The organism is Paenibacillus sp. Mc5Re-14, from assembly GCF_001049835.1.
In the GTDB taxonomy this organism is placed as follows: domain Bacteria; phylum Bacillota; class Bacilli; order Paenibacillales; family Paenibacillaceae; genus Paenibacillus; species Paenibacillus polymyxa_C.
Genome location: NZ_CVPD01000001.1, coordinates 2,973,824 through 2,997,206 on the forward strand (window position 1 = coordinate 2,973,824; position 23,383 = coordinate 2,997,206).

The following is a 23,383-nucleotide window of genomic DNA, read 5'->3' on the forward strand; positions in this document are numbered from 1 at the left end:
TGATTCGCATTTCTTTTATTAGTTGAGAGTTTGTTATTCAACTCTTTAGCGAGATTTTGTTTATTCGACTTCAATCGATTTGCGGAATTTTGCAAAATCCTAAATTAGCAAGTATTTTATGTAGCTAATTAATCGAATAGTTGTTATAATAAAGAGCTGTAGCCAGTGAATTTAAAGCTGGTTTCATATTAATTTAACTGAAGAGGTGAATCGCTTGTTGGACCGATTGCAATCATTGGCGGACCGCTACGATAAACTGAGCGAACTGCTCTGCGATCCGGATGTGGCGAACGATAGCAAAAAACTTAGAGATTATTCCAAAGAACAGTCTGATTTACAGCCTGCTTATGAAGCATATACCGAATATAAAACTGTCGTTGAGGAGCTGGACGCTGCTAAAGCTATGCAGGCAGAAAAGCTGGACGACGAGATGCGTGAAATGGTCAAAATGGAGATTGAAGAGCTGAGTGCCCGTAAGCGGGAGCTGGACGAGAAAATTCGTATTTTGCTGCTGCCGAAGGACCCGAACGATGATAAGAACGTTATTATCGAAATTCGTGGTGCTGCGGGTGGGGACGAGGCCGCGCTGTTTGCAGCGGACTTGTACCGGATGTACACGCGTTATGCAGATACCCAAGGCTGGCGTGTAGAGTTGATGGATGCAAACATGAATGACCTTGGAGGCTTTAAAGAGGTTATTTTCATGATTAACGGACGCGGTGCATACAGCAAAATGAAATTCGAAAGTGGCGCGCACCGTGTACAGCGGATTCCGACAACTGAATCTGGCGGACGTATTCATACGTCTACCTCCACGGTGTCCGTGATGCCTGAGGCAGAGGAAGTGGATATCGAAATTTTAGACAAGGATATCCGCGTGGATACTTTCTGCTCCAGCGGTGCGGGCGGTCAGTCCGTTAATACAACCAAGTCGGCGGTGCGTGTAACGCATATGCCAACAGGTATTGTGGCAACCTGCCAGGACGGCAAGTCCCAAAACTCCAACAAGGAGAAGGCGCTGCAAGTTTTACGTGCCCGTATTTCGGATATGATGCGCCAGGAAGAGGAAGCCAAATATGCAGGCGAGCGTAAGAGCAAAGTAGGTACTGGAGACCGCAGTGAGCGTATACGTACTTACAACTTCCCGCAAAGCCGTGTAACGGATCATCGCATTGGTTTAACCATGCACAAGCTGGACCAGGTGATGAACGGAGAGATCGAAGAAATCGTATCAGCACTCACGATTGCAGAGCAGGCTGATTTGATGGAACAAGAGGTTTAAGTTTTGGGGAACGAACGCGATTGTGTGTATCGGATGCCGCCGGAACGGAACATGAGTGTCAGAGAAGCCTTAGTTGAGGCTTCTTCTTTTTTAGGAAGTTGCGGCGTGTTGGAGCCGCAGCATAATGCCCGCTTGCTGCTGGAACATGTGCTTGGGCTGGAAGGTACGAGGTTTTACGCCGCTCTGGGCGATCCGTTCCCTTCCTCCGTCAAGGACACATGGGAACGGATCATCGCCCGCAAAGCTGCGGGTGAACCGGCGCAGTATATTATCGGACGGCAGGAATTTTATGGCCGCCCGTTCGCGGTTTCACCGTCGGTGCTGATTCCGCGCCCCGAGACAGAGCTGCTCGTCGAGGCGATACTCCAGCACGGCGACCGGCTGTGGCCGAGCGGTGCTCCGCACGCGCTCGACATCGGTACGGGCAGCGGCGCGATTGCCGTGACGCTGGCGGCTGAGCGGCCGCGCTGGCACGTGGCGGCGGGGGATATTTCTGCTGCTGCGCTCGAAATGGCGGCCCAGAACGCCGCTGCGAACGGCGCAGTCATAGAATTCCGCGAGGGCGATCTGTTGGCGCCGTTTGCGGGAACGGCGGTAGACATCCTCGTGTCCAACCCGCCATATATCCCGGCTGCTGACATCGCTGGCTTGCAGCCGGAGGTGCGCGACCATGAGCCGCGGATGGCGCTGGATGGAGGTCCTGACGGGCTTGGCCCGTATCGGGCAATGCTGGAGCAACTGGGGCTCCTTCAGACCCCACCCCGGCTAATCGGGTTTGAGCTGGGGATGGGACAGGCCAGAGACGTGGCTGGCCTGCTGGAACAGGCAGGTCACTGGAAGAACATTCTAATCATTCCTGACCTTGCGGGGATCGAGCGACATGTCCTAGGCGTCTCGGAGTAGTGCTGCATTTTCTTTTTGCGAGTCTTTCCTTTAGAATAAGAGGAGTATGACCGAGAAACGGCTCAGGGGGAAATCATGCTTCAGAAATTGAAAAAAATTGATGGTCCGGTTATTTTTATTCTGGTTTTGCTCATGGCGATTAGTATCATAACGGTATACAGTGCTGGTAGGGGTCCTACGAACTTGGCAGAGCACGGCAACGACTACCAGAAGATGATCGGGTATTATATATTGGGCTTTGTAGCGATCTTGGGTTTAGCGATAGTCGATTTTCGGATATTCATTAAAAAAGCCTTGTATGTATATGGAGGCGGGATATTCCTGTTGATTCTCGGCTTTTTTGGCGGGACGGTTAATAACTCTCAAGGCTTTTTGAAAATTGGTGGCTTAAATCTTCAGCCTGCCGAGGTATTCAAGCTGGTTCTTATCATTTTTTTGGCGTATATGCTGATTAAAAAGCGCAAGAGCAAGCTGTATTTTATTCAAGATGTTCTTCCAGTTGCTCTGGTGAGCTTTGTCCCGTTTGCCATGGTCATGGCACAAAATGACTTGGGTAATGCGCTCGGTTACATTGTCATCGTCATTGGTATGCTATGGATTGGTAATGTGAAGGCATCCCATGCGCTAATCGGATTTATCGTATTTGCAGTCGCCGTTGGTGGAGGGATCAAAGCGTATATCTCGTTTCACGATGAGATTGATTCCTTTATGAAAGGTATTGGCCGTAGTCACTGGGTAGAGCGTTTGGACCCTTGGCTGGTACCGGAAGAAGCAACCGCGAAGGCATCTTATCATACGAAAAATGCCAAACTGGCCATAGCTTCTGGCGGGATGATGGGCAAGGGCTTTTTGCAAGGAACCTCGGTACAGTCCGGGCGTGTTCCCTATACGTATGCGGATTCTATTTTTGTAGTTGTAGCAGAGGAGTTTGGGTTTGTAGGCTCATCCATTCTGCTATTGCTATATTTTATTTTGATTCACCGAATGATCCTGATTTCGCTGGAATGTCGGGATCGGGCTGGCCCGTATATAATTGTCGGGATTGTGTCCATGTTGCTGTATCAGATTTTTGAGAACATTGGTGCGTTTCTGGGCATTATGCCACTTACGGGGATTACGCTTCCATTCATAAGCTATGGCGGTACCTCGTTGCTTATTAACATGGCTAGTATTGGCTTGGTTATGAGTATTAAGGTGCATGGCCAGGAGTTAGAGGATGACCTGCCACAGCCTTCCAGAGTAAGCTTGACGAAGGCGAAAAAAGCCTAGTACAGGCGGATTGTGACTAAATATTGATGGTTATTTGTGCGAGTTGAAACGGTGCGACGAAAGAGTCCAGATTGTGAAATCTGGGCTTTTTTATATTCCTAGGTGACGATCAAGCTTGCAATAGCCTGAATTTTTTACGAGATTCATAGGTTTAGACTCTCCCAAACCGGACAGACTGATAGACATGATAGAGTTTGGGTTTGGGGGGACGAAAATGAGAAGTTGGATGAAGCAAACTGCAATGATACTCTTTTGTATATCGATATTAATGATGTCTTGGGAAGGTCAAAAAACGGATGCTGCGATGACCACGGGAGCAAGAGGGACTTTGGCGTCTGGAGTGGCCACCACAGGGTTGAAGGTAATTCCGCACGATTCCATCCGACTGCGCATTTTGGCTAATTCGGATCGTCCAGAGGATCAGTTGGTTAAGCGCGAAATACGGGACGCTATCGTGCAGCAGATGAATGCGTGGGTGGGTGAGCTGGACAATCCACAAAGCCTAAATCAAGCCAGAGTGTTGATTGATGCACATTTGCCTGAAATTGATCGCTTGGTAGGTTCAGAACTGGCTCGACGCGGTATAGCGTATGATCATCAGGTAGAGCTGGCAAGTGTACCTTTTCCGACGAAAATGTACGGTGGTCTTGTCTACCCGGCAGGGAATTATGAGGCACTTCGAGTTACACTGGGGCAAGGAAAAGGACAAAATTGGTGGTGTGTGCTATTCCCGCCGTTGTGCTTTATTGATGCAGGCAGTGGTGAAGCAACAGCACAAACTGTATCGGCAAAAACGAGTCAAGAAGACAATCGAACGAATGCTGCTGACAAAGAGCCGGAAGTACGTTTTTTCCTGTGGGATGCCCTTACGGGTCTGTGGAGCTGGGTGATTGGCTTGTTTGCCTAAACGTCTCGTCAGAGCTATGGAAAAGAGAACAACGAGTGTAAGTTTCCCCATATGTTATAATGGAACTTACGATAGATATACAGATAGCAGAGCCAAATTGATCTGATTTGTTAAAGTGGGTTTTTGGGGATCAGGGCAATGAAATGGCCTGTATGACAATAAGATATGGGATGATCTGATATGAGCGATAAGGTGAATCAAATGAATGACTTGCACGCAGGTTTTGTGAAAAAAGAGATAGCAGAGCAGGAGCAGGCATTACAGCCTTCGCATACACACTGGTGGGATGTAAGATGTCTGGTTTCTGATGAGGACACGACTATACCTGCTACCTTGTCTTTTGAGGTGGAAAAAGCGGCTTCCGTTGGTTCTGTGAACAACACAGACGGGGATGATCCTGACGAGCTTTCAGCTGGACAGGCTCTAATCACTGCGGAAAAGGGCATACGGGAGGCCGCCGTACTTCTCCAGGCTGGAGAGACGGTAGCCTTTCCTACGGAAACCGTGTACGGACTGGGGGCTGATGCGCGCAGCACTAAAGCGGTAGAGGCGGTATTCGCTGCTAAAGGGCGTCCGTCCGATAATCCGCTCATTGTACATATTTCCGATGCTGCTCAATTAAAAGGCATGGTAGCGGAAATAAACGATACAGTCCGAGCGCTGATGAATACATTTTGGCCAGGACCGCTGACCATCGTATTGCCGGTAGTGCCGCAGGCACTGTCATCGCGTGTGACCGCAGGCTTGGACACGGTCGGTGTGCGCATGCCGGATCATCCGATCGCGCTGCGCTTGATCACGGAAGCTGGTTGCCCGCTGGCTGCACCAAGCGCCAACCGCTCGGGAAGACCCAGCCCGACTCTAGCACAGCATGTGCTGGAGGACCTGGAGGGCCGCATCGGCGGCATTTTGGACGGAGGCCCCACGGGGGTGGGACTGGAGTCCACAGTAGTACAAGTCGGTGACGACGGAACCGTCACCATTTTGCGCCCAGGCGGTGTGACTGCTGAACAGCTCGCTACGGTTGCTCGCTCTGTCGTACTGGACCCGGCGCTGGCTGACACACCCGGGCAGGACGCCGATAGCCTGGCGCCACGCTCGCCGGGCATGAAGTATACGCACTATGCGCCACGAGGGCGCTTGAGTGTGGTACAAGGCCCGTCGTCTGGTGAAGTGACGGGCTGGATTCGCACCGCGTTGGCGGAGGCTACCGCGCGCGGGGAGCGCACGGCGGTGCTCGCGTTCGACGACCATGCCGCCAGCTACGCCGGAGAACGAGTCTACACGCTGGGCAAGCTGGACGCGCTTCATGAGGCGGCGCAGCGCCTATATGGCGTGCTGCGCCGCTGCGATGAGGACGGCGTCACCTACATTTTGGCGGAAGCCTGTCCGCCGAAAGGATTGGGAGACGCCGTCATGAATCGACTGCTTAAAGCGGCAGGTCATCGAATCATCCGTCTGTAGCTTCTGTAAACAATTGAGTCTCTTATTTTAATTTTTCCTCTCTCCTTATCTCTGTTTTGGGTATTTTCAGTGCCTGCTTGTACTGATTTGCCCCTTGTCCGCATAACGTGTACAAGAACAGACGGATAATGGAGGGATGGAGTATGCTGGCAGCCTCTGCCGATGCTGGGCAGGTTGTAACGATTCTGATCATGGCGGTAGCGCTAGGGATGGATGCGCTATCGCTGGGCGTAGGGATCGGTATGAAGGGGATACGCCTGCGAGACGTGCTGCGCATCAGCACTGTGATTGGTTTTTTTCACATCCTGATGCCGTTGCTGGGAATGTTCACAGGCCATTATATGAGTTCTTTATTAGGCCATGTGACGACCTACTTCGCAGGGGGATTACTCATCCTTTTGGGCGGGCATATGGTATATAATTCCTTCAAGGGGGACGGCGTACACGTATTGGATCATCGGTCGCCTTTGGGTCTTTTACTGTTTGCGCTTGGGGTGAGCATTGACTCATTTTCTGTGGGAGTGTCACTGGGAATGTTCCAGAGTGACCTGGTGCTGACTGTTCTGGCCTTTGGTTTTTGCGGGGGAGCGATGGCGATGCTGGGGCTGTTACTGGGGCGCAAGGTCAGCCGTAATCTTGGGGATTATGGAGAAGCGGTGGGCGGTGCTATTTTGCTGGCATTCGGCTTTATGTTTATGTTTTGATTTTAACGTAGACAGTGTAAAATAAATACAGGATTTGAGTAATCCTCTGTTTATATATTTTTTCAACATACGGGGGGTGAAGACGTTGAAGAATATTTTATTTGTATGCACAGGGAACACCTGTCGCAGTCCAATGGCTGAGGGAATGCTGCGTAAGCTGGCTGCTGAGCATGGTCTGGAACTGGACGTGCGTTCCGCTGGAGTAGCTGCGATGGACGGCACGCCGATATCCCGACATGCAGAGGCGGTTCTGCGTGATCACGATATATCCGATCAGATCACTTCAACTCCTTTAAGCGACGGGCTTGCCGAGTGGGCACATCTGATCTTAACCTTGACACAAGGACATAAACAGCATGTCGTACAGCGGTTCCCCCAAACGGCAGGCAAAGTATTTACGCTGAAGGAATATGTGGAGGACCGGGACGCAGTGCTGAATGACGTACAGGAGTTAGATGGCTTGTATGCTTCACAGCAGTTGATGGCTTCACTCGGACAAGAGCTATCGACGCAGGAGCGTGAACGAATGATTGAATTACACCAACGGATTCCGGGCTTCGATATCTCAGATCCATTTGGTGGTTCGCGTGAGGACTACGATGTCACAGCGGCAGAAATCCGTACGGCTTTGCATAAGTTGTTGGACAAGCTAAAAGGTTCTTCCGAATAAAATCGGCACCGTTCCTCTGTTTTGTACGGAATCTGTTGATTTTCGACGGTTAATCCGTTAAGATAAGGTGGAAAAATGAGAATCCGGTGTAACTGGCGACAAAAGTGGGATCAACCACGATGGAGCATCGGATATACGGCCGGTCGCCTGGGCAAAAGAGCAATTCCACATAGGTGTGGACTGCTCTTTTTTCGTATACAAGCTACAGCAGATCTTCTGCTGCCTTCTTGTTCTTCCATTTTTTCTGCTCGAAATCTGAAACATCGGCTATAATATAGTCAGATTGTGATCAGGAGAGAGTGTGTTGAACTTGGGGCATGAAACCGTGCCTAGTCTCTGAGAGGCTGTTCAACCAAAGGAGGTTCCAATGGTAGAACAATTGGATCATGAGATTTCACTCGAAGCACAGACCGCTTCTGTCGTGCGGGAAATTGCGGAAGCGGCCAGTCTCAAAGCTGGTCGCCTGCTGGTTATTGGCGCAAGCACGAGTGAAGTGGCTGGAAGTCGGATCGGCACAGCAGGAGCGCTCGATGTGGCTCAGCAAGTGCTGTCTGGAGTAGAATCCGTTCGCAGAGAGTATGGCTTTGGCGTGGCGTTTCAATGCTGTGAGCACTTAAACCGAGCACTGGTCGTTGAGCGTTCTCTACTGGAGCGATTAGGACTGATGGAGGTTGCGGCTGTTCCTGTTCGTACAGCAGGGGGCTCTATGGCTACCGTTGCCTATCGCTCTATGGATGATGCATGTCTGGCGGCGAACGTGCAGGCTCATGCCGGGATAGACATCGGCGAAACGCTGATTGGCATGCATCTGCGCCCAATTGCCGTTCCGTTTCGCCCAAGCCTTCGCTGGATTGGTGAAGCACGTGTGACAGCTGCGTTCACTCGTCCTCCACTTATTGGCGGACAACGGGCAGTGTACAGTCTGGAACAAGAAGCCGGCGGAAACTGCGATTAGCATTTGTCGTGTCGGCATGTTAGTACTGATCTTTTTTGCATTAATGATGAGGTACCCAACAGAGGAACAGGCATTTGCTTGTATACCCAACAATTTGACCATGGAGAGGGAGTAATCAATCATGATGGAACATCTGCGTAAAAGTGACCCGGCAGTGATGGAAGCAATGGGGCTTGAACTGAAACGGCAACGCCACAATATCGAGCTGATCGCATCCGAGAATATCGTCAGTGAAGCAGTAATGGAAGCCATGGGCTCCGTGCTTACCAATAAATATGCTGAAGGTTATCCGAACAAACGCTACTATGGTGGCTGTGAGCATGTAGATATCGTCGAAGATATTGCACGTGACCGCGCCAAAGAATTATTCGGCGCCGAGCATGCGAACGTGCAGCCTCACTCTGGAGCACAAGCTAACATGGCGGTATATCTGGCAGCTCTTCAACCTGGAGATACTGTGCTGGGTATGAATCTGGCGCATGGCGGCCATTTAACACACGGAAGCCCGGTTAATGCCTCCGGTTTGTTGTATAACTTTGCTGCTTATGGTGTACGTGAAGACAACTTCCGTATCGACTACGATGAAGTGCGCAAAGCAGCCTTCAAGCACCGCCCTCGTCTGATCGTAGCTGGTGCAAGTGCATATCCGCGTACTATTGATTTTGAAGCTTTTGCTTCCATTGCTAATGATGTAGGTGCTTTGTTCATGGTGGATATGGCACATATCGCAGGTCTCGTGGCAGCAGGGATTCACCCTAGTCCAGTTCCTCATGCCCAATTTGTGACAACAACGACACACAAAACGCTACGTGGTCCGCGTGGGGGTCTAATTCTGACTCGCAAAGCGTGGGCGCAAGCGATTGATAAAGCTATCTTCCCTGGTACTCAAGGAGGACCACTGATGCACGTGATCGCATCCAAAGCAGTTGCTTTGGGTGAAGCGCTCCAGCCATCATTCAAAACCTATGCGCAAAACGTAGTTCGCAACGCACAGGTGCTGGCTGAAACACTGCTGGCAGAGGGGGTTAACATTGTATCTGGTGGTACGGATAATCACCTGATGCTGTTGGACACACGCAATTTGAATATCACAGGTAAAGAAGCGGAGCATGTATTGGATTCCGTGGGTATCACGGTCAACAAAAACGCCATTCCTTTTGACCCAACGAGTCCGTTTGTTACTAGCGGGATCCGTATTGGTACACCTGCTGCAACTTCTCGTGGTATGGATGAAGAGGCTATGGTTAAAATCGGTAAAATCATTGCTGATACTCTTAAAAATCCAAAAGATGATACTGTATTGTCCAAAGCAAGCCAAGCGGTTGGCGAGTTGACAGATAAGTTCCCAATCTATCCAGGAACACAATACTAATTCATCGTCATTCCTTTTAATCTTATATGATAAGGCTGTTTTCCTTTCGTTAGCGGAGGGGGAACAGCCTTTTTTGTGTCCAGACGACTCGAAACTTACATTTTTGGGTAATAAGCGATTACAGTCAGGATTACGCGCGTTTTCCTTCATGATCTACGACAAAGGAGTGATTGCAATGAGCCAAAGAAAATCCGCGCAATTATTGCAGCAGCTCGTATTTGTGGGACCGATGGCGTTGTTTTTCGTCTTAATTATGGTCATTCCGTTCCTGCTGGGGCTGTATTATTCCATGACGAACTGGGATGGCGTATCTGAACATGTCCGATGGCTCGGGCTAGGGAATTACATTCATATTTTTAGAGATGATCCAGATTTCCGTAATGCTTTTTGGTTTACGGTCCGTTTTACCGTATGTGGTGTCATTCTAACGAACCTGGTGGGCTTTTTCCTGGCCTATGCGCTTACAAAGCCATTGCGTACCCGCAATGCACTGCGAACTGTATTTTTTATGCCTAATATGATCGGCGGCTTGCTGCTCGGCTTCATCTGGCAATTTATATTTGTACGCGGTTTTTCGGCGGTGGGAGAGGCGACAGGGCTATCCTTTTTCAAACTACCGTGGTTGGGTGATGGGCCTACTGCTTTTTGGGGAACTGTCATTGTGTTTGTTTGGCAATACGCAGGTTATCTCATGGTTATTTACATATCCTCTCTAAATAATGTCCCGCACGCCCTTATTGAATCGGCTCAAATTGACGGTGCGAGCCGAAGACAGATTTTGCGTCATATCGTGGTGCCGCTTATTATGCCAGCAGTGACCGTCTGCTTGTTCCTAGCGATATCCTGGTCCTTTAAAGTATTTGAGTTGAATTTGGCTTTAACAAAGGGTGGGCCATTCAAGGCGACTGAGTCTGTAGCGTTGGACATATATAATGAAGCGTTTACAAATAATCGACTTGGATTGGGAACTGCCAAGGCTATGATTTTCTTCGTGGTCGTTGCGATCATTACCAGCATTCAGGTGCGTCTCACGAAGAAAAAGGAGGTCGAAATGTAATGGAAAAAACATCGAACTATCGTTTAAGCACATGGGTAGCTGAAATATTGCTTATTGTGGTTGGGTTGATCTTTCTAGTTCCGTTCTATTTTTTGCTCGTGAACTCCGTTAAATCTTTTGGAGACATTTTGGCCCATTCCGCTTCGTGGCCGACAACCTTCCGTTTTGAAAACTATGCTAACGCCTGGAATAAAATAAACTTTCCCACAGCACTCGGGAATTCACTGATCGTCACCATCGTCAGCAATGCGCTTTTGCTGCTGATCAGCTCGATGGCCGCCTACCAAATGGTTCGGCATGACACTCTTTTTAATCGGTTCCTGTTCGGACTGCTTGTGGCTGCGATGGTCGTGCCTTTTCAATCGATTATGTTGCCGCTTATGGAAGTGTCCAACGTATTGAGTCTGAACAACAGCATACCAGGACTAATTTTGTGCTATCTGGGTTTTGGAGCGCCGTTATCAGTTTTTCTGTTTCATGGCTTTATTAAAACGGTACCTATTGAGGTTGAGCAGGCGGCGAGAGTGGACGGTTCTTCTCGTTACGGGGTGTTCTTTCGCATCGTTTGTCCACTGCTGCTCCCTATGTTCGTGACCGTACTTATTTTGAATACGTTATGGATCTGGAATGATTACTTGCTGCCTTCGCTCATTTTGAATGATCCTGAGCTGCGTACGATTCCGATTGCGACCTATATGCTGTTTGGTCAATATACCAAGCAATGGGACTTGGCGTTGCCCGCACTGGTACTTGGAATCACGCCAATCGTTGTGTTTTTTCTGGTGATGCAAAAATACATCGTTTCCGGCATTGCGGCCGGAGCGGTTAAAGGCTGATGGGAGGGATATCGGATGAAAAAGACAGTGCTGCTTGTCATCTCCCTGATGTTGCTGCTTACATGTATGCTTGCAGGTTGTGGTAATACGAAGGCTCAACAGAGTGGGACCAAAACGATACACATTTATCAATTCAAAGTGGAGATTTCGGAACCGTTGAACAAGCTGAAGGCTGAATATGAAAAAACGCACCCTGGGATCAAGCTGGATATCCAATCTGTCGGTGGGGGTACGGACTACGGTGCTTCGTTGAAGGCTAAGTTCGCATCAGGCGATCAGCCGGACATTTTCACGAATGAGGGTTACCAAGATCGCGATACGTGGTTTGAGTACCTGGAGGATTTGTCGGATCAGCCATGGGTGAAGGACTTGGACGATTTCGCCCGTAAGCCGATGACGGTTAACGGTAAGATTTATGGACAGCCTATGAACCTGGAGGGATTCGGTTTTGTCTACAACAAGGATTTGTTCAAAAAAGCGGGTATAACCAAATTGCCTCAGACGTTAGATGAATTGGAGGAAGCAGCCAAGCGACTGAAAGCAGCAGGGATTATCCCTTTTGCTAACGGCTATGCAGAGTGGTGGGTTCTCGGAAACCATTTTATCAATATCCCCTTTGCCAGACAGTCTAACCCGGAAAGTTACGTTGCGGATTTAAACAAAGGAACTGCTCGCATCCCTGGTAATCCCGTGTTCGATCAGTGGGTGAAGTTGCTTGACCTGACTTTAAAATATGGAAACCCCAATCCGCTCACAACGGACTACAACACACAAGTGACACTGTTTTCGACAGGCAAGGCCGCTATGATGCACCAGGGGAACTGGACGCAGCCGCAAATAGATGGAATTAATCCTAACTTGAATTTGGGTATTCTTCCAAGCCCCATAGACAATGATTCCTCTACTGGAGATAAACTGGCTGTGGGAGTGTCCTCAAACTGGGTGGTCAATAAAAATTCTCCTGTGAAGCAGGAGGCAAAGGAATTTCTCAATTGGCTGGTTACATCAGAAACAGGCAAACATTATATCACCAAGGAGTTTAAGTTCGTTCCTGCCTTCAAAAGTATCACGTCTAGTGACGAGACCACAGGTGATTTGGGTGCGGAAATATCTCGGCACGTGAAGGAAGGAAAGATATGGAGCTGGAATTTCCAGCGCTTCCCGAAGGGACTGAATCAGGATTTAAGCAGTAGTATACAAGCCTATATTGCAGGGGTTATTACGAAGGACGAAATGCTTCAGCAATTTCAGGGAGCGTGGGACAATCTGAAGTATAGATAAAGAAATTGCATGGGGTGGCAGAGGTTATATCTCAGGCAGGAAGTTTAGAGCTGGTAGGCTTTGACGGTCAAGGGCCGTCAAAGCCTTTTTGATATGATTTTATATGACAAAAGTCACACGTAAATGGGCCTTGCCAAGCATTTTACTTGTCATATCTTTCCCTTGACAAAAGGTTGCGGTGGCAGGTGTTAAATCAACCAAGGGAATGTTATAATAAACAGGATTTACAGGCACGCATTGCATCTGTGCTTATTTGGTTTGTACAAATAGGTTACATAGATCCTTTCGAATCAGGATGTTCGATATGCTGGTGCGGAAGAACGTGACGATAATACCGGAGGGAATATATCATGGCAAAACTGGTGGTTTGCGATCACCCTTTGATCCAACACAAACTTACATTTATCCGCGATGTGCGGACCAACACGAAAGATTTCCGTGAGCTGGTTGATGAAGTAGCAACCTTGATGGCTTATGAAATTACACGGGATATTCCGCTGGAGAGCATTACAGTGCAGACTCCAGTTGCTGAAACTGAAGGTAAAGTGATTTCTGGTCGTATGCTGGGCCTTATCCCAATTTTGCGTGCAGGCTTGGGTATGCTGGATGGTGTCGTAAAGCTTTTGCCGGCAGCAAAAGTAGGGCATGTGGGATTGTTCCGTGATCCTGAGACATTGCAACCTGTAGAATATTATACAAAGCTGCCTACGGATGTAACTGAACGTGAATTGATCGTAATTGATCCAATGCTTGCAACGGGCGGGTCGGCGATTGCAGCGATTGATGTGTTGAAAAAGAGAGGCTGTACTCAAATTAAAATGATGAATCTGATTGCCGCTCCTGAAGGAGTGAAAGCTGTGCAGGATGCACATCCTGATGTAGACATTTATGTCGCTGCACTGGACGAGCGTTTGGATGATCATGGCTACATCATTCCGGGTCTTGGAGATGCAGGAGACCGCTTGTACGGAACCAAGTAGACTACTTTTAGCGGTTTGGCACAATCTATGGACGCTAAGACAGATCATCTATCTGAAGAACGGAATGATCTGGAAGCAGATGTTTATTATGAAAAGGGGTTCAACAGAAAATGTCTAAAATCAAAGTGATGACAATTTTCGGTGTGCGTCCGGAAGCGATTAAGATGGCTCCTCTCATTTTGGAGCTTCAGCGCCATCCGGAGCATATCGAGTCCGTGGTATGCGTTACAGCTCAACATCGCCAGATGCTTGATCAGGTTCTGGAAGTTTTTAATATTCACCCTGACTATGATCTGGATGTAATGAAGGATCGCCAGACACTCAATGAAATCTCCATACGTGTACTTCAAGGCCTGGAGCCCGTATTGCGTGAGGCGAAGCCTGATATTGTGTTGGTTCACGGCGATACGCTGACGACATTCCTGGCTAGCTATGCAGCCTTTATGCAACAAATTGAAGTAGGGCATGTGGAAGCAGGTTTGCGGACATGGAACAAGCTTTCTCCATATCCTGAGGAAATGAATCGTCAGCTCACAGGTGTGCTGTCCGATCTGCATTTCTCGCCTACTTCTTTGTCGGCTGGAAATTTGCGGAAGGAAAATAAACCTGAATCGCGAATATATGTAACAGGCAATACAGTAACTGACGTGTTTCAGTATACAGTTCGCCAGGACTACGAGCACCCTGTACTGGACTGGGCTCAGGGCAAGCGCCTAATTCTCATGACAGCACATCGTCGGGAGTCCCAAGGGGAACCGCACCGTCAGATTTTTAACGCGGTTAAGCGGATCGCAGACGAGTTTGAGGATATTGCTATTGTTTACCCGGTTCATCCGAGCCCGGCTGTGAAGGAACCTGCATTTGAAATTTTGGGTAACCATCCGCGTATTAAGCTGATTGATCCGCTGGATGTAGTGGATCTGCACAATTTTTATCCGCACACGCATCTGATTCTTACGGATTCCGGTGGTCTTCAGGAAGAAGCGCCTTCGTTCGGAGTACCTGTCCTGGTGCTGCGTGATACGACCGAAAGACCGGAAGGAATTGAAGCGGGTACCTTGGAACTGGTGGGTACAAGTGAAGAGAACGTGTACAGTCGGACCAAGGCTCTTTTGACAGATTCCGCGTTGTATGAGTCTATGAGTCAGGCAGCGAATCCTTACGGTGATGGACAGGCATCTGTAAGAATTGTCAATGCGATTTTGCACCATTATGGTATTCAAACAGAACGTCCTGAAGAATTTCACACAATGTTCACAAAAGGCGTTCGTTCGTAATCATTAATCTTTACAAGGTAAGCATACAGTTAAACTGTACGGTTACCAAGGGATACAGCATTTTTAGATGCTTTGTCGACTGATTTTTATACTTTAGGGCGCTAAAATATCTCAATTGACAAAGCATCTTATATTTAAGTAAAATGGACTGGAATTGCAGGGGTGACATGAGAAAAGTGGTCAAACCTTCCAAGCAAAACAACAACCGAAATAACACCGGAAATGCCTTCAAGGCTATAGGACTGGTGAGCGCGATCGGCATTGATTTGACGATATGCACACTGGGTGGTTTCTATGCCGGGAAATGGCTTGATGCCAAACTTGGTGGATCTGGAATCTGGACTGGCGTAAGCGTTCTCGCAGGCTTGGTTGTAGGCGCATTGAGTATTGCCCTTGTGATCGGAAAGGTACTGAGGGATAAATGAATGAGATGACCCGAATGCAAAAGATGTTATGGATCGTAGCGCTTATGATTATGGCTCTGTGTTTCCTGGTCTCCGCCTTCATGCCCCAACATCGTGACATTGCTCACGGAATCATTCTGGGAACGGGAGTAAGCTGTCTAAATGTGCTATATATGGCCTACAAGATTCGACAGGTTGCGAGTGCGGCTGCCGGTGAAGGAAAGAAGAAAAAGGTGGGGATTGGCTTTGGCGTTCGATTGGCGACCTCTATTTTGGCAGTGGTGCTGGCTATGGAGTTCCCAGCCTATTTCCATGAGATCGCTGTAATGGCAAGCCTGGTAACTGGACAATTTCTTCTTTTAATTATAGGCATCATATTCACGCTACAGGAAAAATAATGGCTCAACTGAGAAAGGGGTGAGAAAACATGTTGCATGAATCACCGATTATCGAATTGGGCGGGTTTAACATTGACTTGTCCGTCATTATTATGCTTTTTGTGACTTGCGCGATTGTATTTGGACTAGCATTTGCTGCAACACGCAATTTGTCTGTGGACAATCCGAGCAAGCTGCAAAATTTTATGGAATGGGTTGTAGAATTCGTTCAAGGACTGATTTCCAGCACAATGGATTTGAAAAAAGGGAAGCCATTCCTCTCCTTGGGGATGACGCTGATCATGTTCATTTTCGTGGGCAATATGCTGGGTTTACCGTTCGGAATTGTGACTGAATTCGATAATGTGCAAAGTGCCCAAGTATTTGGACATGAAATCATTCCAGTCAAAGAAGCACTAGAACAAGCACAGGCGTCTCACCCAGGCGAAGCTGCCCATGTAGGTATCAGCTGGTGGAAATCACCTACCGCAGATGCAGGGGTGTCCATTGGACTTGCATTGATGATCTTTGTCCTGGTTCATTTCCTGGGGATCTTCCGTAATACCAAAGCTTACTTCAAGCATTATGTTCAGCCATTTCCGTTCTTTTTGCCAATTAACTTGATTGAGCAGTTCTCAAAACTATTGACACACGGTATGCGTCTATTCGGTAATATTTTTGCCGGCGAAGTTTTGATTAGTGTTCTGCTGAAAATGACAGCACTTGGTGTGGGAGGTATGGTTGCTTCCGTATTGGGGCTCGTAGTCTGGCAGGGATTCAGTATTTTTGTCGGTAGCATTCAGGCGTTCGTCTTCACCATTTTGACGTTCGTATATATATCACAGGCAATTGACACACATGAAGAAGAACATTAGGTGAATTATGTTTCAGGTTTTTAGTTAAGTTCAGGAGTACGCTTCGCGCTTAACTGCAAATACATGTACAATACAAATACACATCTCTAAGGAGGATTTTTAAAATGGGAGCTTGGGCATTAATAGCAGCAGCTATCGCAGTAGGTTTGGGTGCGCTTGGCGCAGGTATTGGTAACGGTCTGATCGTAAGTAAAACAGTTGAAGGTATCGCTCGTCAGCCAGAGGCGAAGTCCACCTTACAAACTATTATGTTTATCGGTGTAGGTCTGGTCGAAGCCCTACCTATTATCGGTGTCGTTCTGGCATTTATTTTTTACGCTAAGGCTTAATGAATTGAACTAAGCAAGGTTTGGCGGGGAAGGCACAGCCATCCGCGCCTTCTTTGTTCGTTGGAACATGAAAGATCCAGAACCGACGTTCACCGGAAAGGAGTGACTTCAATTGAGTTTAAATTGGACAAGTATCGTTTTCACTATCATTGCATTTTTGATCTTGTACTGGTTACTGACGCGCTATGCATTTGGCCCTCTCTTTTCCGTTATGGAAAAGCGGCGTCAACTCGTGTTACAGCAAATGAATGAGGCGGCACAAACGCGTGAACAGGCTGTTGCTTATGTTGAGGAGCAAAAGCAGGCTCTCCAACAGGCGCGTAAGGAAGCCTACGATATTATAGAACAGTCAAAACAAACAGGTAACAAGCAAGCGGAACAAATTATTATTCAGGCTAAAGACGAAGCTGTCCGCCTGAAAGACGAAGCTGTTCGTGAAATCACAAGCGAGCGTAATAAGGCAGTTGCCGAACTACGCAGCGAAGTGGGTAAAGCTTCGGTACAAATTGCTTCCAAACTGATTCAAAAGGAAATCAAGGAAGACCAAGTCCAGGGAGAGCTTGTCGACCAATACCTTAAAGAGGTAGGAGGCAAAGCATGAGCCGAGATACGGTAGTTGCCAAACGGTATGCGAAAGCTTTGTATGAAGTAGCAGAGCAGGAGCAAACCATTATGGAAACCGAACAGGAGCTACGTGCTTTTGTAGAAACTGTATCGGGGGATGCTGAGATCCGTAAATTCATTAATTCTCCTAACATTACGGAAGCAGTCAAGCTTCAGGTTCTGGCTAGCAATTTTGAAGGCAAGTTGTCTGCGTCGCTGATTAACACGATTAAGCTGCTGATTCAGCGCAGTAGAGCAGATTTGTTCGAATCTCTCTTGGCCGGATATCTCGATATTCAGGAATACAAGTTGGGAATTGCCCATGCTAAGGTGTATTCAACTTATGCTTTAAGTGAGCAGGAAAAAACAGCGGTAGCCGAGGAATTCGGAACCCGTGAACATAAAACAATCCGTGTGGAAAATATAGTGGACCCGAGTCTGCTGGGCGGATTGAAAGTGGTTATCGGCGATACACTGTACGACGGCAGTCTGGCCGGCAAGCTGGATCGTCTCGAGAAATCCTTTAACAGACGAGTATAGAAGATAGGGGTGAACACACTTGAGTATCAAACCTGAGGAAATCAGTTCATTGATTAAAAGTCAGATTGAACAATATAAAAATGATATCGAGGTCGTTGAAGTCGGCACTGTTGTTGAAGTCGGCGACGGTATTGCCCGCGTCTACGGACTGGAAAAAGTTATGGCCGGTGAATTGGTCGAATTCGACACTGGCGTATTGGGCTTGGCGCTCAACGTGGAAGAAAGCAATGTCGGTGTTGTTATTTTGGGTCAATTCTCCGACATTCGTGAAGGTGGTCAAGTAAAACGTACAGGCCAGATCATGCAAGTCCCTGTAGGCGAAGCAATGATCGGGCGTGTAGTTAACCCGCTGGGGCAACCAGTAGACGGTAAAGGACCGATTGCTACAACAGAATTCCGTCCGGTTGAAAGTCAGGCTCCAGGCGTTATGGCCCGTAAATCGGTACATGAGCCAATGCAGACAGGAATTAAAGCTATTGATGCGATGGTTCCGATTGGTCGTGGTCAACGTGAGTTGATTATCGGTGACCGTCAAACAGGTAAAACTTCTATCGCAATCGATGCTATTTTGAACCAAAAAGGCAACGGCATGAAATGTATTTATGTTGCTATTGGTCAAAAACAATCCACGGTTGCTCAAGTTGTTGAAACATTGCGTCGTCATGGTGCGCTGGAATACACGATTGTCGTTACGGCATCTGCTTCCGAACCATCACCATTGCTGTACATTGCTCCTTACTCTGGCTGTGCTATGGGTGAGTACTTTATGTACAAAGGCGAGCACGTCCTCGTTGTTTATGATGACTTGACTAAACAAGCGTCTGCTTACCGGGAACTTTCCCTGTTGCTGCGCCGTCCACCGGGTCGTGAAGCATATCCGGGTGACGTTTTCTACCTGCACTCTCGCTTGCTGGAACGTGCAGCGAAGCTGAATGATGAGTTGGGTGGCGGATCACTTACCGCATTGCCATTCATCGAGACACAGGCTTCCGACGTTTCTGCATATATTCCAACTAACGTTATCTCCATCACGGATGGACAGATCTTCCTGGAAGCTGACTTGTTCTATGCAGGGCAACGTCCGGCGATCAACGTAGGTATTTCCGTATCTCGTGTAGGTGGCTCCGCTCAGATTAAAGCGATGAAAAAGGTTGCAGGTTCCCTGCGTCTGGATCTTGCTCAATATCGCGAGCTTCAAGCGTTCTCCCAATTCGGGTCCGATTTGGATAAATCCACTAAGGCTCGTCTCGATCGCGGTGCACGTATGATGGAAATTTTGAAACAAGGTGTTAACCAACCGCTTGCTGTAGAGCAACAAGTAGTGAGCTTGTATACTGCTGTAAAAGGCTTCCTCGATGATATCCCTGTAGCGGATGTAAAACGTTTTGAAAAAGACTTCCTGTCTTTCATGGAGTCCGATCATCAGGATGTGCTTCAATCAATCCGCGACACGAAAGACTTGGTTGCTGATAATGAAGCAGCTTTGAAGGCAGCTATCGAGAAATTCAAAAAATCATTCGCCACGTCGGTTTAATTATATTGGAATTTGCCTGTTTATGATGAAAGATGTCCTAAGGAAGCGTACCCTCTGGGTTGTGGCTTCCTTGGCATGTTTTACTCTCAATAACAGGCCCTTTAACATATGTGCGGCTGGATTTTAATCTTATGAAGTTAGCTTTGGTTTGGCCAAAGCTTGAAGGTGGTGAAATCATGGCAAAAGGTATGCGCGACATTAAACGTCAGATTAAAAGTGTGCAGAGTTCGAAGCAGATTACGAAAGCGATGGAAATGGTCGCTGCCTCCAAACTGAGAAGAGCTCAAGAGAAAGCAGAGTCGGCTCGACCTTACTCGGAAAAGCTCAAAGAAGTTGTGAGTAGTATTGCCTCTGGAGCGAATAACATCAAGCATCCAATGCTGGAGAGTCGTCCGGTTAAAAAGACGGCTTATCTCATTATTACATCTGATCGTGGTCTGGCTGGTGGTTATAACGCTAATATTCTGCGACAGGTTACGCAGACGATTGCTGAACGTCACCGTTCACAGGATGAATTCGTGATTTTCATCATTGGGCGAAAAGGACGGGATTATTTCAGACGTCGTGAATTCCCTATTGCAGAATCGGTAACAGATCTATCAGATACACCTGCATTTTCAGATATCAAAACGATTGCTAGCAAAGCCGTACAAGGCTTTGAACTTAAAGAATTTGATGAGCTTTATCTATGCTATAACCGCTTTGTTAACGCATTGACTCAAATTCCAACAGTTGATCGGTTGTTGCCGATGGCAACACCGGATTCAGCTACAGCTTCATCCTCAATTAATTATGAGTATGAACCTTCACCAGAAGGAGTGCTGGAAGTATTGCTGCCCCGTTATGCGGAAACGCTCATTTACGGCGCTTTACTGGATGGTAAAGCAAGCGAACTGGGAGCGAAAATGACGGCGATGGGAGCTGCTACGAAGAATGCTACCAAGTTGATTGGAGAGCTTTCCTTGACCTATAACCGTGCTCGTCAAGCGGCTATTACCCAGGAAATTACGGAAATTGTCGCAGGGGCTAACGCTCAGTCTTAATACGACTGGCTTGCGACTATTTGATAACAGGGTCTACACTATTATGATAAACTGCGGGCGCAAAACAAATCAGAATGGTTCAGATTTGCGGCTGTGCAAGCTTGTAGGAGGGAAACCAAAAGATGAACAAAGGACGCGTAGTGAGCATCATGGGTCCGGTTGTCGACGTTGAGTTTGAACGTGGACAGCTTCCGGAAATTCTGAATGCTATTCATATTGGGACTGTGCTGGAGAGCGGAGTCAAAATTGACCTGACGCTCGAAGCTTCAAAACATCTAGGTGATAACCGTGTGCGTTGTATTGCCATGTCTTCCACAGATGGTTTGGTTCGTGGAGCTGAAGCAATAGATCTGGGAGCGCCTATCTCTGTACCTGTCGGCGAAGCTACTCTTGGACGTGTATTTAACGTGCTTGGAACGCCAATTGACAATGGTGCTGATATGAGTGAAGCGGCTAGAAATCCGATTCACCGTCAAGCGCCTTCTTTCGAAGAACTGACAACTCAAGCAGAGATGCTCGAAACTGGTATTAAAGTTATCGACTTGCTGGCTCCTTATGCCAAGGGCGGTAAAGTCGGATTGTTTGGTGGTGCTGGTGTAGGTAAAACCGTAACCATTCAAGAACTGATTAACAATATCGCTCAGGAGCATGGTGGTATTTCTGTATTTGCGGGTGTTGGTGAACGCACACGTGAAGGAAATGACTTGTACCATGAAATGAGAGATTCCGGCGTTATCAACAAAACAGCGATGGTGTTCGGACAAATGAACGAGCCCCCAGGTGCACGTTTGCGTGTTGCCCTCACAGGTCTAACGATGGCGGAATATTTCCGTGACCAAGAAGGCCGTGATGTGTTGCTCTTTATTGATAACATTTTCCGCTTTACCCAAGCAGGCTCTGAGGTTTCTGCCCTGTTGGGACGTATGCCTTCTGCAGTAGGTTACCAGCCTACGCTGGCAACTGAGATGGGTCAATTGCAAGAACGGATCACTTCTACTAAAAAAGGTTCCGTTACTTCCATTCAGGCGATCTACGTGCCTGCGGATGACTATACTGACCCGGCTCCTGCTACAACGTTCGCTCACTTGGATGCTACAACGAATCTGGAACGTAAAATTTCCGAAATGGGTATTTACCCGGCGGTTGATCCACTCGCATCGAGCTCCCGTATTTTGTCTCCAGACGTTGTGGGTGAAGAGCATTACAATGTAGCGCAAGGGGTAAAACAAATTTTGGCCCGCTACAATGAGCTTCAGGATATTATTGCGATTCTGGGTATGGACGAGTTGAGTGAAGAAGATAAAATGCTGGTAGCACGTGCCCGTAAAATCCAGCGTTTCCTTTCACAACCTTTCCACGTTGCTGAGGCATTTAACGGCTTCCCGGGTAAATATGTACCGGTTAAAGAAACGGTGCGTAGCTTCAAAGAAATTTTGGAAGGCAAGCATGACAACCTTCCAGAAGCGGCCTTCCTTTTTGTAGGAGCCATTGAAGAAGCAGTTGAAAAAGCTAAAACGTTGTAAACATACAGGCAGAGAATAGCCGAGCCTTACGAAGTGAGCTGTCTGTGGACAGCTTCCAGGAGGGATTCAAGTGAGCACCTATTTACTAGAGATTGTGACGCCGGAGCGCCTGGTCTATGCAGAACAGGTAAACAGCATCAGTGTTCGCGGCTCGGAAGGCGATCTTGGGATTTTACCAGGACACCTTCCCTTGGTCACTCCCTTGAAGATTGCACCGGTTCGCATTAAAATCGGTGGTCAAACCGAAGTGATTGCGGTCAATGGGGGCTTTATTGAGGTCCGCAAAGACAAAGTGGTCATTTTGGCTGAGAGTGCGGAACGTTCCGAAGATATTGATGTGGAACGTGCCCGTGCAGCAAGGGAGCGGGCAGAACTGCGGCTCCAGAGCAAGCAGGAACAGATAGACCATCATCGGGCAGAAGTCGCTCTGCAACGGGCGCTTAACCGATTGAATGCCACAAGTATCAGAACCAATAAGAATTAATATTGGATTTTGAGTGGAATTTAAAAAGGGTTCGGCATAGTATACGGATGGAATGACAAAGAGACCACTTCATAACTTCTGCCCAAGAATGCCTGCAGAAGGTAAAGTGACGCCTTTGCTTCCTTCGATCACTGTGATCGAGCCCTTTTTTAGCTGTCTTTTCCAAAAGTATAGTCCTATTTCTAGGTTGATAGCTAGGTATTTAGTACCTTTTAAATTCGCGAAACAGAAGTGATTATTCACATTTTGTCGAAATAAATGTACTGGAAACAGAAATAGCACTAGCATATTAGGCGCTTGCCGAGTATTATAAAGAAGTCTGTGACGCAGATGGGAGGAATTACGAATGAACGGGAAGCAGCAGTTGGCTGAACAGTTAAGTCAATCGGCTAGTATGACCGCGCTGATCTCTATGATCGTATCGCTCATCTGTATAGCGTTAGCTTGGTGGGCTTTGCAAAGCTTAAAGCTGGATTTACTAATTCGGCAACCCAAAGGACCGCAGGGCAGATTGCTGCACTTGTTTCTTGCTATTATTTTGGGACAGTTGGTTTCTGGTTTCTTATTGAGCTACATCTCTTGGAGCCAGATGCTGTAGAATTTGTTTTAACATGAAGTAAGCGGGTTATATGACTTTATGACTCTGTATGTGCAGGAATTGTCGAATAACATCATGCCATATTGTTAACAATGGTAAACAAAAGCACCGTACAT

At 47.7% G+C, this 23,383-nt stretch carries 25 protein-coding genes and 1 riboswitch; all 25 genes read left to right on the top strand.

Going from position 1 to position 23,383, the window contains the following annotated elements; translation table 11 throughout:
* The first annotated feature begins 214 nt into the window (after positions 1-214).
* The 25 genes from prfA to BN1546_RS13680 all read left to right on the top strand — a co-directional run bounded on the left by prfA (position 215) and on the right by BN1546_RS13680 (position 23,267).
* A complete protein-coding gene (gene prfA / locus BN1546_RS13555) occupies positions 215-1,282 on the top strand; it encodes a peptide chain release factor 1 (protein ID WP_013373454.1) in 1,068 nt (355 codons plus the stop codon).
* Between the two features lie 3 nt (positions 1,283-1,285).
* A complete protein-coding gene (gene prmC / locus BN1546_RS13560) occupies positions 1,286-2,185 on the top strand; it encodes a peptide chain release factor N(5)-glutamine methyltransferase (RefSeq protein ID WP_090737943.1) in 900 nt (299 codons plus the stop codon).
* A 75-nt stretch (positions 2,186-2,260) separates the two neighbouring features.
* Positions 2,261-3,454 (top strand): FtsW/RodA/SpoVE family cell cycle protein, encoded by a 1,194-nt coding sequence (locus BN1546_RS13565; RefSeq protein ID WP_013373452.1) that lies wholly within the window; start codon positions 2,261-2,263, stop codon positions 3,452-3,454.
* A 214-nt stretch (positions 3,455-3,668) separates the two neighbouring features.
* Positions 3,669-4,361 (top strand): stage II sporulation protein R, encoded by a 693-nt coding sequence (gene spoIIR / locus BN1546_RS13570; protein WP_090737945.1) that lies wholly within the window; start codon positions 3,669-3,671, stop codon positions 4,359-4,361.
* A 180-nt stretch (positions 4,362-4,541) separates the two neighbouring features.
* A complete protein-coding gene (locus BN1546_RS13575) occupies positions 4,542-5,825 on the top strand; it encodes an L-threonylcarbamoyladenylate synthase (protein ID WP_090737947.1) in 1,284 nt (427 codons plus the stop codon).
* A gap of 143 nt (positions 5,826-5,968) precedes the next feature.
* Complete coding sequence (locus BN1546_RS13580; RefSeq protein ID WP_013373449.1) at positions 5,969-6,529, top strand: manganese efflux pump MntP; 561 nt, start codon at positions 5,969-5,971, stop codon at positions 6,527-6,529.
* A gap of 85 nt (positions 6,530-6,614) precedes the next feature.
* Positions 6,615-7,199: a low molecular weight protein arginine phosphatase gene (locus tag BN1546_RS13585; protein WP_013373448.1), complete on the top strand. Its 585-nt coding sequence runs from the start codon at positions 6,615-6,617 to the stop codon at positions 7,197-7,199.
* 78 nt (positions 7,200-7,277) lie between these two features.
* Positions 7,278-7,359: riboswitch (ZMP/ZTP riboswitch) on the top strand.
* 207 nt (positions 7,360-7,566) lie between these two features.
* Positions 7,567-8,154 carry a TIGR01440 family protein gene (locus BN1546_RS13590; protein ID WP_090737949.1) on the top strand — a complete coding sequence of 196 codons (588 nt, stop codon included), beginning with the start codon at positions 7,567-7,569 and terminating at the stop codon, positions 8,152-8,154.
* Positions 8,155-8,275: 121 nt separating this feature from the next.
* Positions 8,276-9,526, top strand: coding sequence for a serine hydroxymethyltransferase (gene glyA / locus BN1546_RS13595; RefSeq protein WP_090737951.1), 1,251 nt, complete (start codon positions 8,276-8,278; stop codon positions 9,524-9,526).
* Between the two features lie 175 nt (positions 9,527-9,701).
* Positions 9,702-10,583: a carbohydrate ABC transporter permease gene (locus tag BN1546_RS13600; protein ID WP_025678224.1), complete on the top strand. Its 882-nt coding sequence runs from the start codon at positions 9,702-9,704 to the stop codon at positions 10,581-10,583.
* Positions 10,583-11,419 carry a carbohydrate ABC transporter permease gene (locus tag BN1546_RS13605; protein WP_013373443.1) on the top strand — a complete coding sequence of 279 codons (837 nt, stop codon included), beginning with the start codon at positions 10,583-10,585 and terminating at the stop codon, positions 11,417-11,419. Before BN1546_RS13600 ends, BN1546_RS13605 begins: the two co-directional genes overlap by 1 nt.
* Positions 11,420-11,434: 15 nt before the next feature.
* Entirely contained in the window at positions 11,435-12,700 is a 1,266-nt protein-coding gene (locus tag BN1546_RS13610) for an ABC transporter substrate-binding protein (RefSeq protein WP_090737952.1), read from the top strand.
* Between the two features lie 350 nt (positions 12,701-13,050).
* Positions 13,051-13,680, top strand: a complete 630-nt coding sequence (gene upp / locus BN1546_RS13615; RefSeq protein ID WP_013312332.1) for a uracil phosphoribosyltransferase — start codon at positions 13,051-13,053, stop codon at positions 13,678-13,680.
* A 110-nt stretch (positions 13,681-13,790) separates the two neighbouring features.
* Positions 13,791-14,957, top strand: a complete 1,167-nt coding sequence (gene wecB, locus BN1546_RS13620) for a non-hydrolyzing UDP-N-acetylglucosamine 2-epimerase (protein ID WP_040102701.1) — start codon at positions 13,791-13,793, stop codon at positions 14,955-14,957.
* Between the two features lie 167 nt (positions 14,958-15,124).
* Complete coding sequence (locus BN1546_RS13625) at positions 15,125-15,382, top strand: AtpZ/AtpI family protein (protein WP_013373440.1); 258 nt, start codon at positions 15,125-15,127, stop codon at positions 15,380-15,382.
* Between the two features lie 14 nt (positions 15,383-15,396).
* Positions 15,397-15,759 (top strand): ATP synthase subunit I, encoded by a 363-nt coding sequence (locus tag BN1546_RS13630; protein ID WP_228392876.1) that lies wholly within the window; start codon positions 15,397-15,399, stop codon positions 15,757-15,759.
* Between the two features lie 29 nt (positions 15,760-15,788).
* The gene (gene atpB / locus BN1546_RS13635) at positions 15,789-16,613 is read left to right on the top strand and encodes a F0F1 ATP synthase subunit A (RefSeq protein ID WP_013373438.1); all 825 of its coding nucleotides are present in this window, start codon (positions 15,789-15,791) and stop codon (positions 16,611-16,613) included.
* 104 nt (positions 16,614-16,717) lie between these two features.
* Complete coding sequence (atpE, locus tag BN1546_RS13640) at positions 16,718-16,942, top strand: F0F1 ATP synthase subunit C (protein ID WP_013373437.1); 225 nt, start codon at positions 16,718-16,720, stop codon at positions 16,940-16,942.
* Positions 16,943-17,054: 112 nt separating this feature from the next.
* The gene (atpF, locus tag BN1546_RS13645; protein ID WP_013373436.1) at positions 17,055-17,543 is read left to right on the top strand and encodes a F0F1 ATP synthase subunit B; all 489 of its coding nucleotides are present in this window, start codon (positions 17,055-17,057) and stop codon (positions 17,541-17,543) included.
* On the top strand, positions 17,540-18,085 hold the full coding sequence (locus BN1546_RS13650; RefSeq protein WP_090737954.1) for a F0F1 ATP synthase subunit delta: 546 nt from the start codon (positions 17,540-17,542) through the stop codon (positions 18,083-18,085). The genes atpF and BN1546_RS13650 overlap by 4 nt, the downstream gene beginning before the upstream one ends.
* A 19-nt stretch (positions 18,086-18,104) precedes the next feature.
* A complete protein-coding gene (atpA, locus tag BN1546_RS13655) occupies positions 18,105-19,619 on the top strand; it encodes a F0F1 ATP synthase subunit alpha (protein ID WP_016822886.1) in 1,515 nt (504 codons plus the stop codon).
* Between the two features lie 176 nt (positions 19,620-19,795).
* Positions 19,796-20,662: an ATP synthase F1 subunit gamma gene (atpG, locus tag BN1546_RS13660; RefSeq protein ID WP_013373433.1), complete on the top strand. Its 867-nt coding sequence runs from the start codon at positions 19,796-19,798 to the stop codon at positions 20,660-20,662.
* A gap of 122 nt (positions 20,663-20,784) precedes the next feature.
* Positions 20,785-22,185 carry a F0F1 ATP synthase subunit beta gene (atpD, locus tag BN1546_RS13665; RefSeq protein WP_013373432.1) on the top strand — a complete coding sequence of 467 codons (1,401 nt, stop codon included), beginning with the start codon at positions 20,785-20,787 and terminating at the stop codon, positions 22,183-22,185.
* Between the two features lie 70 nt (positions 22,186-22,255).
* Positions 22,256-22,669: a F0F1 ATP synthase subunit epsilon gene (locus BN1546_RS13670; RefSeq protein ID WP_013373431.1), complete on the top strand. Its 414-nt coding sequence runs from the start codon at positions 22,256-22,258 to the stop codon at positions 22,667-22,669.
* A gap of 346 nt (positions 22,670-23,015) precedes the next feature.
* Positions 23,016-23,267: a DUF1146 family protein gene (locus BN1546_RS13680; RefSeq protein WP_013373430.1), complete on the top strand. Its 252-nt coding sequence runs from the start codon at positions 23,016-23,018 to the stop codon at positions 23,265-23,267.
* Positions 23,268-23,383 lie beyond the last annotated feature (116 nt).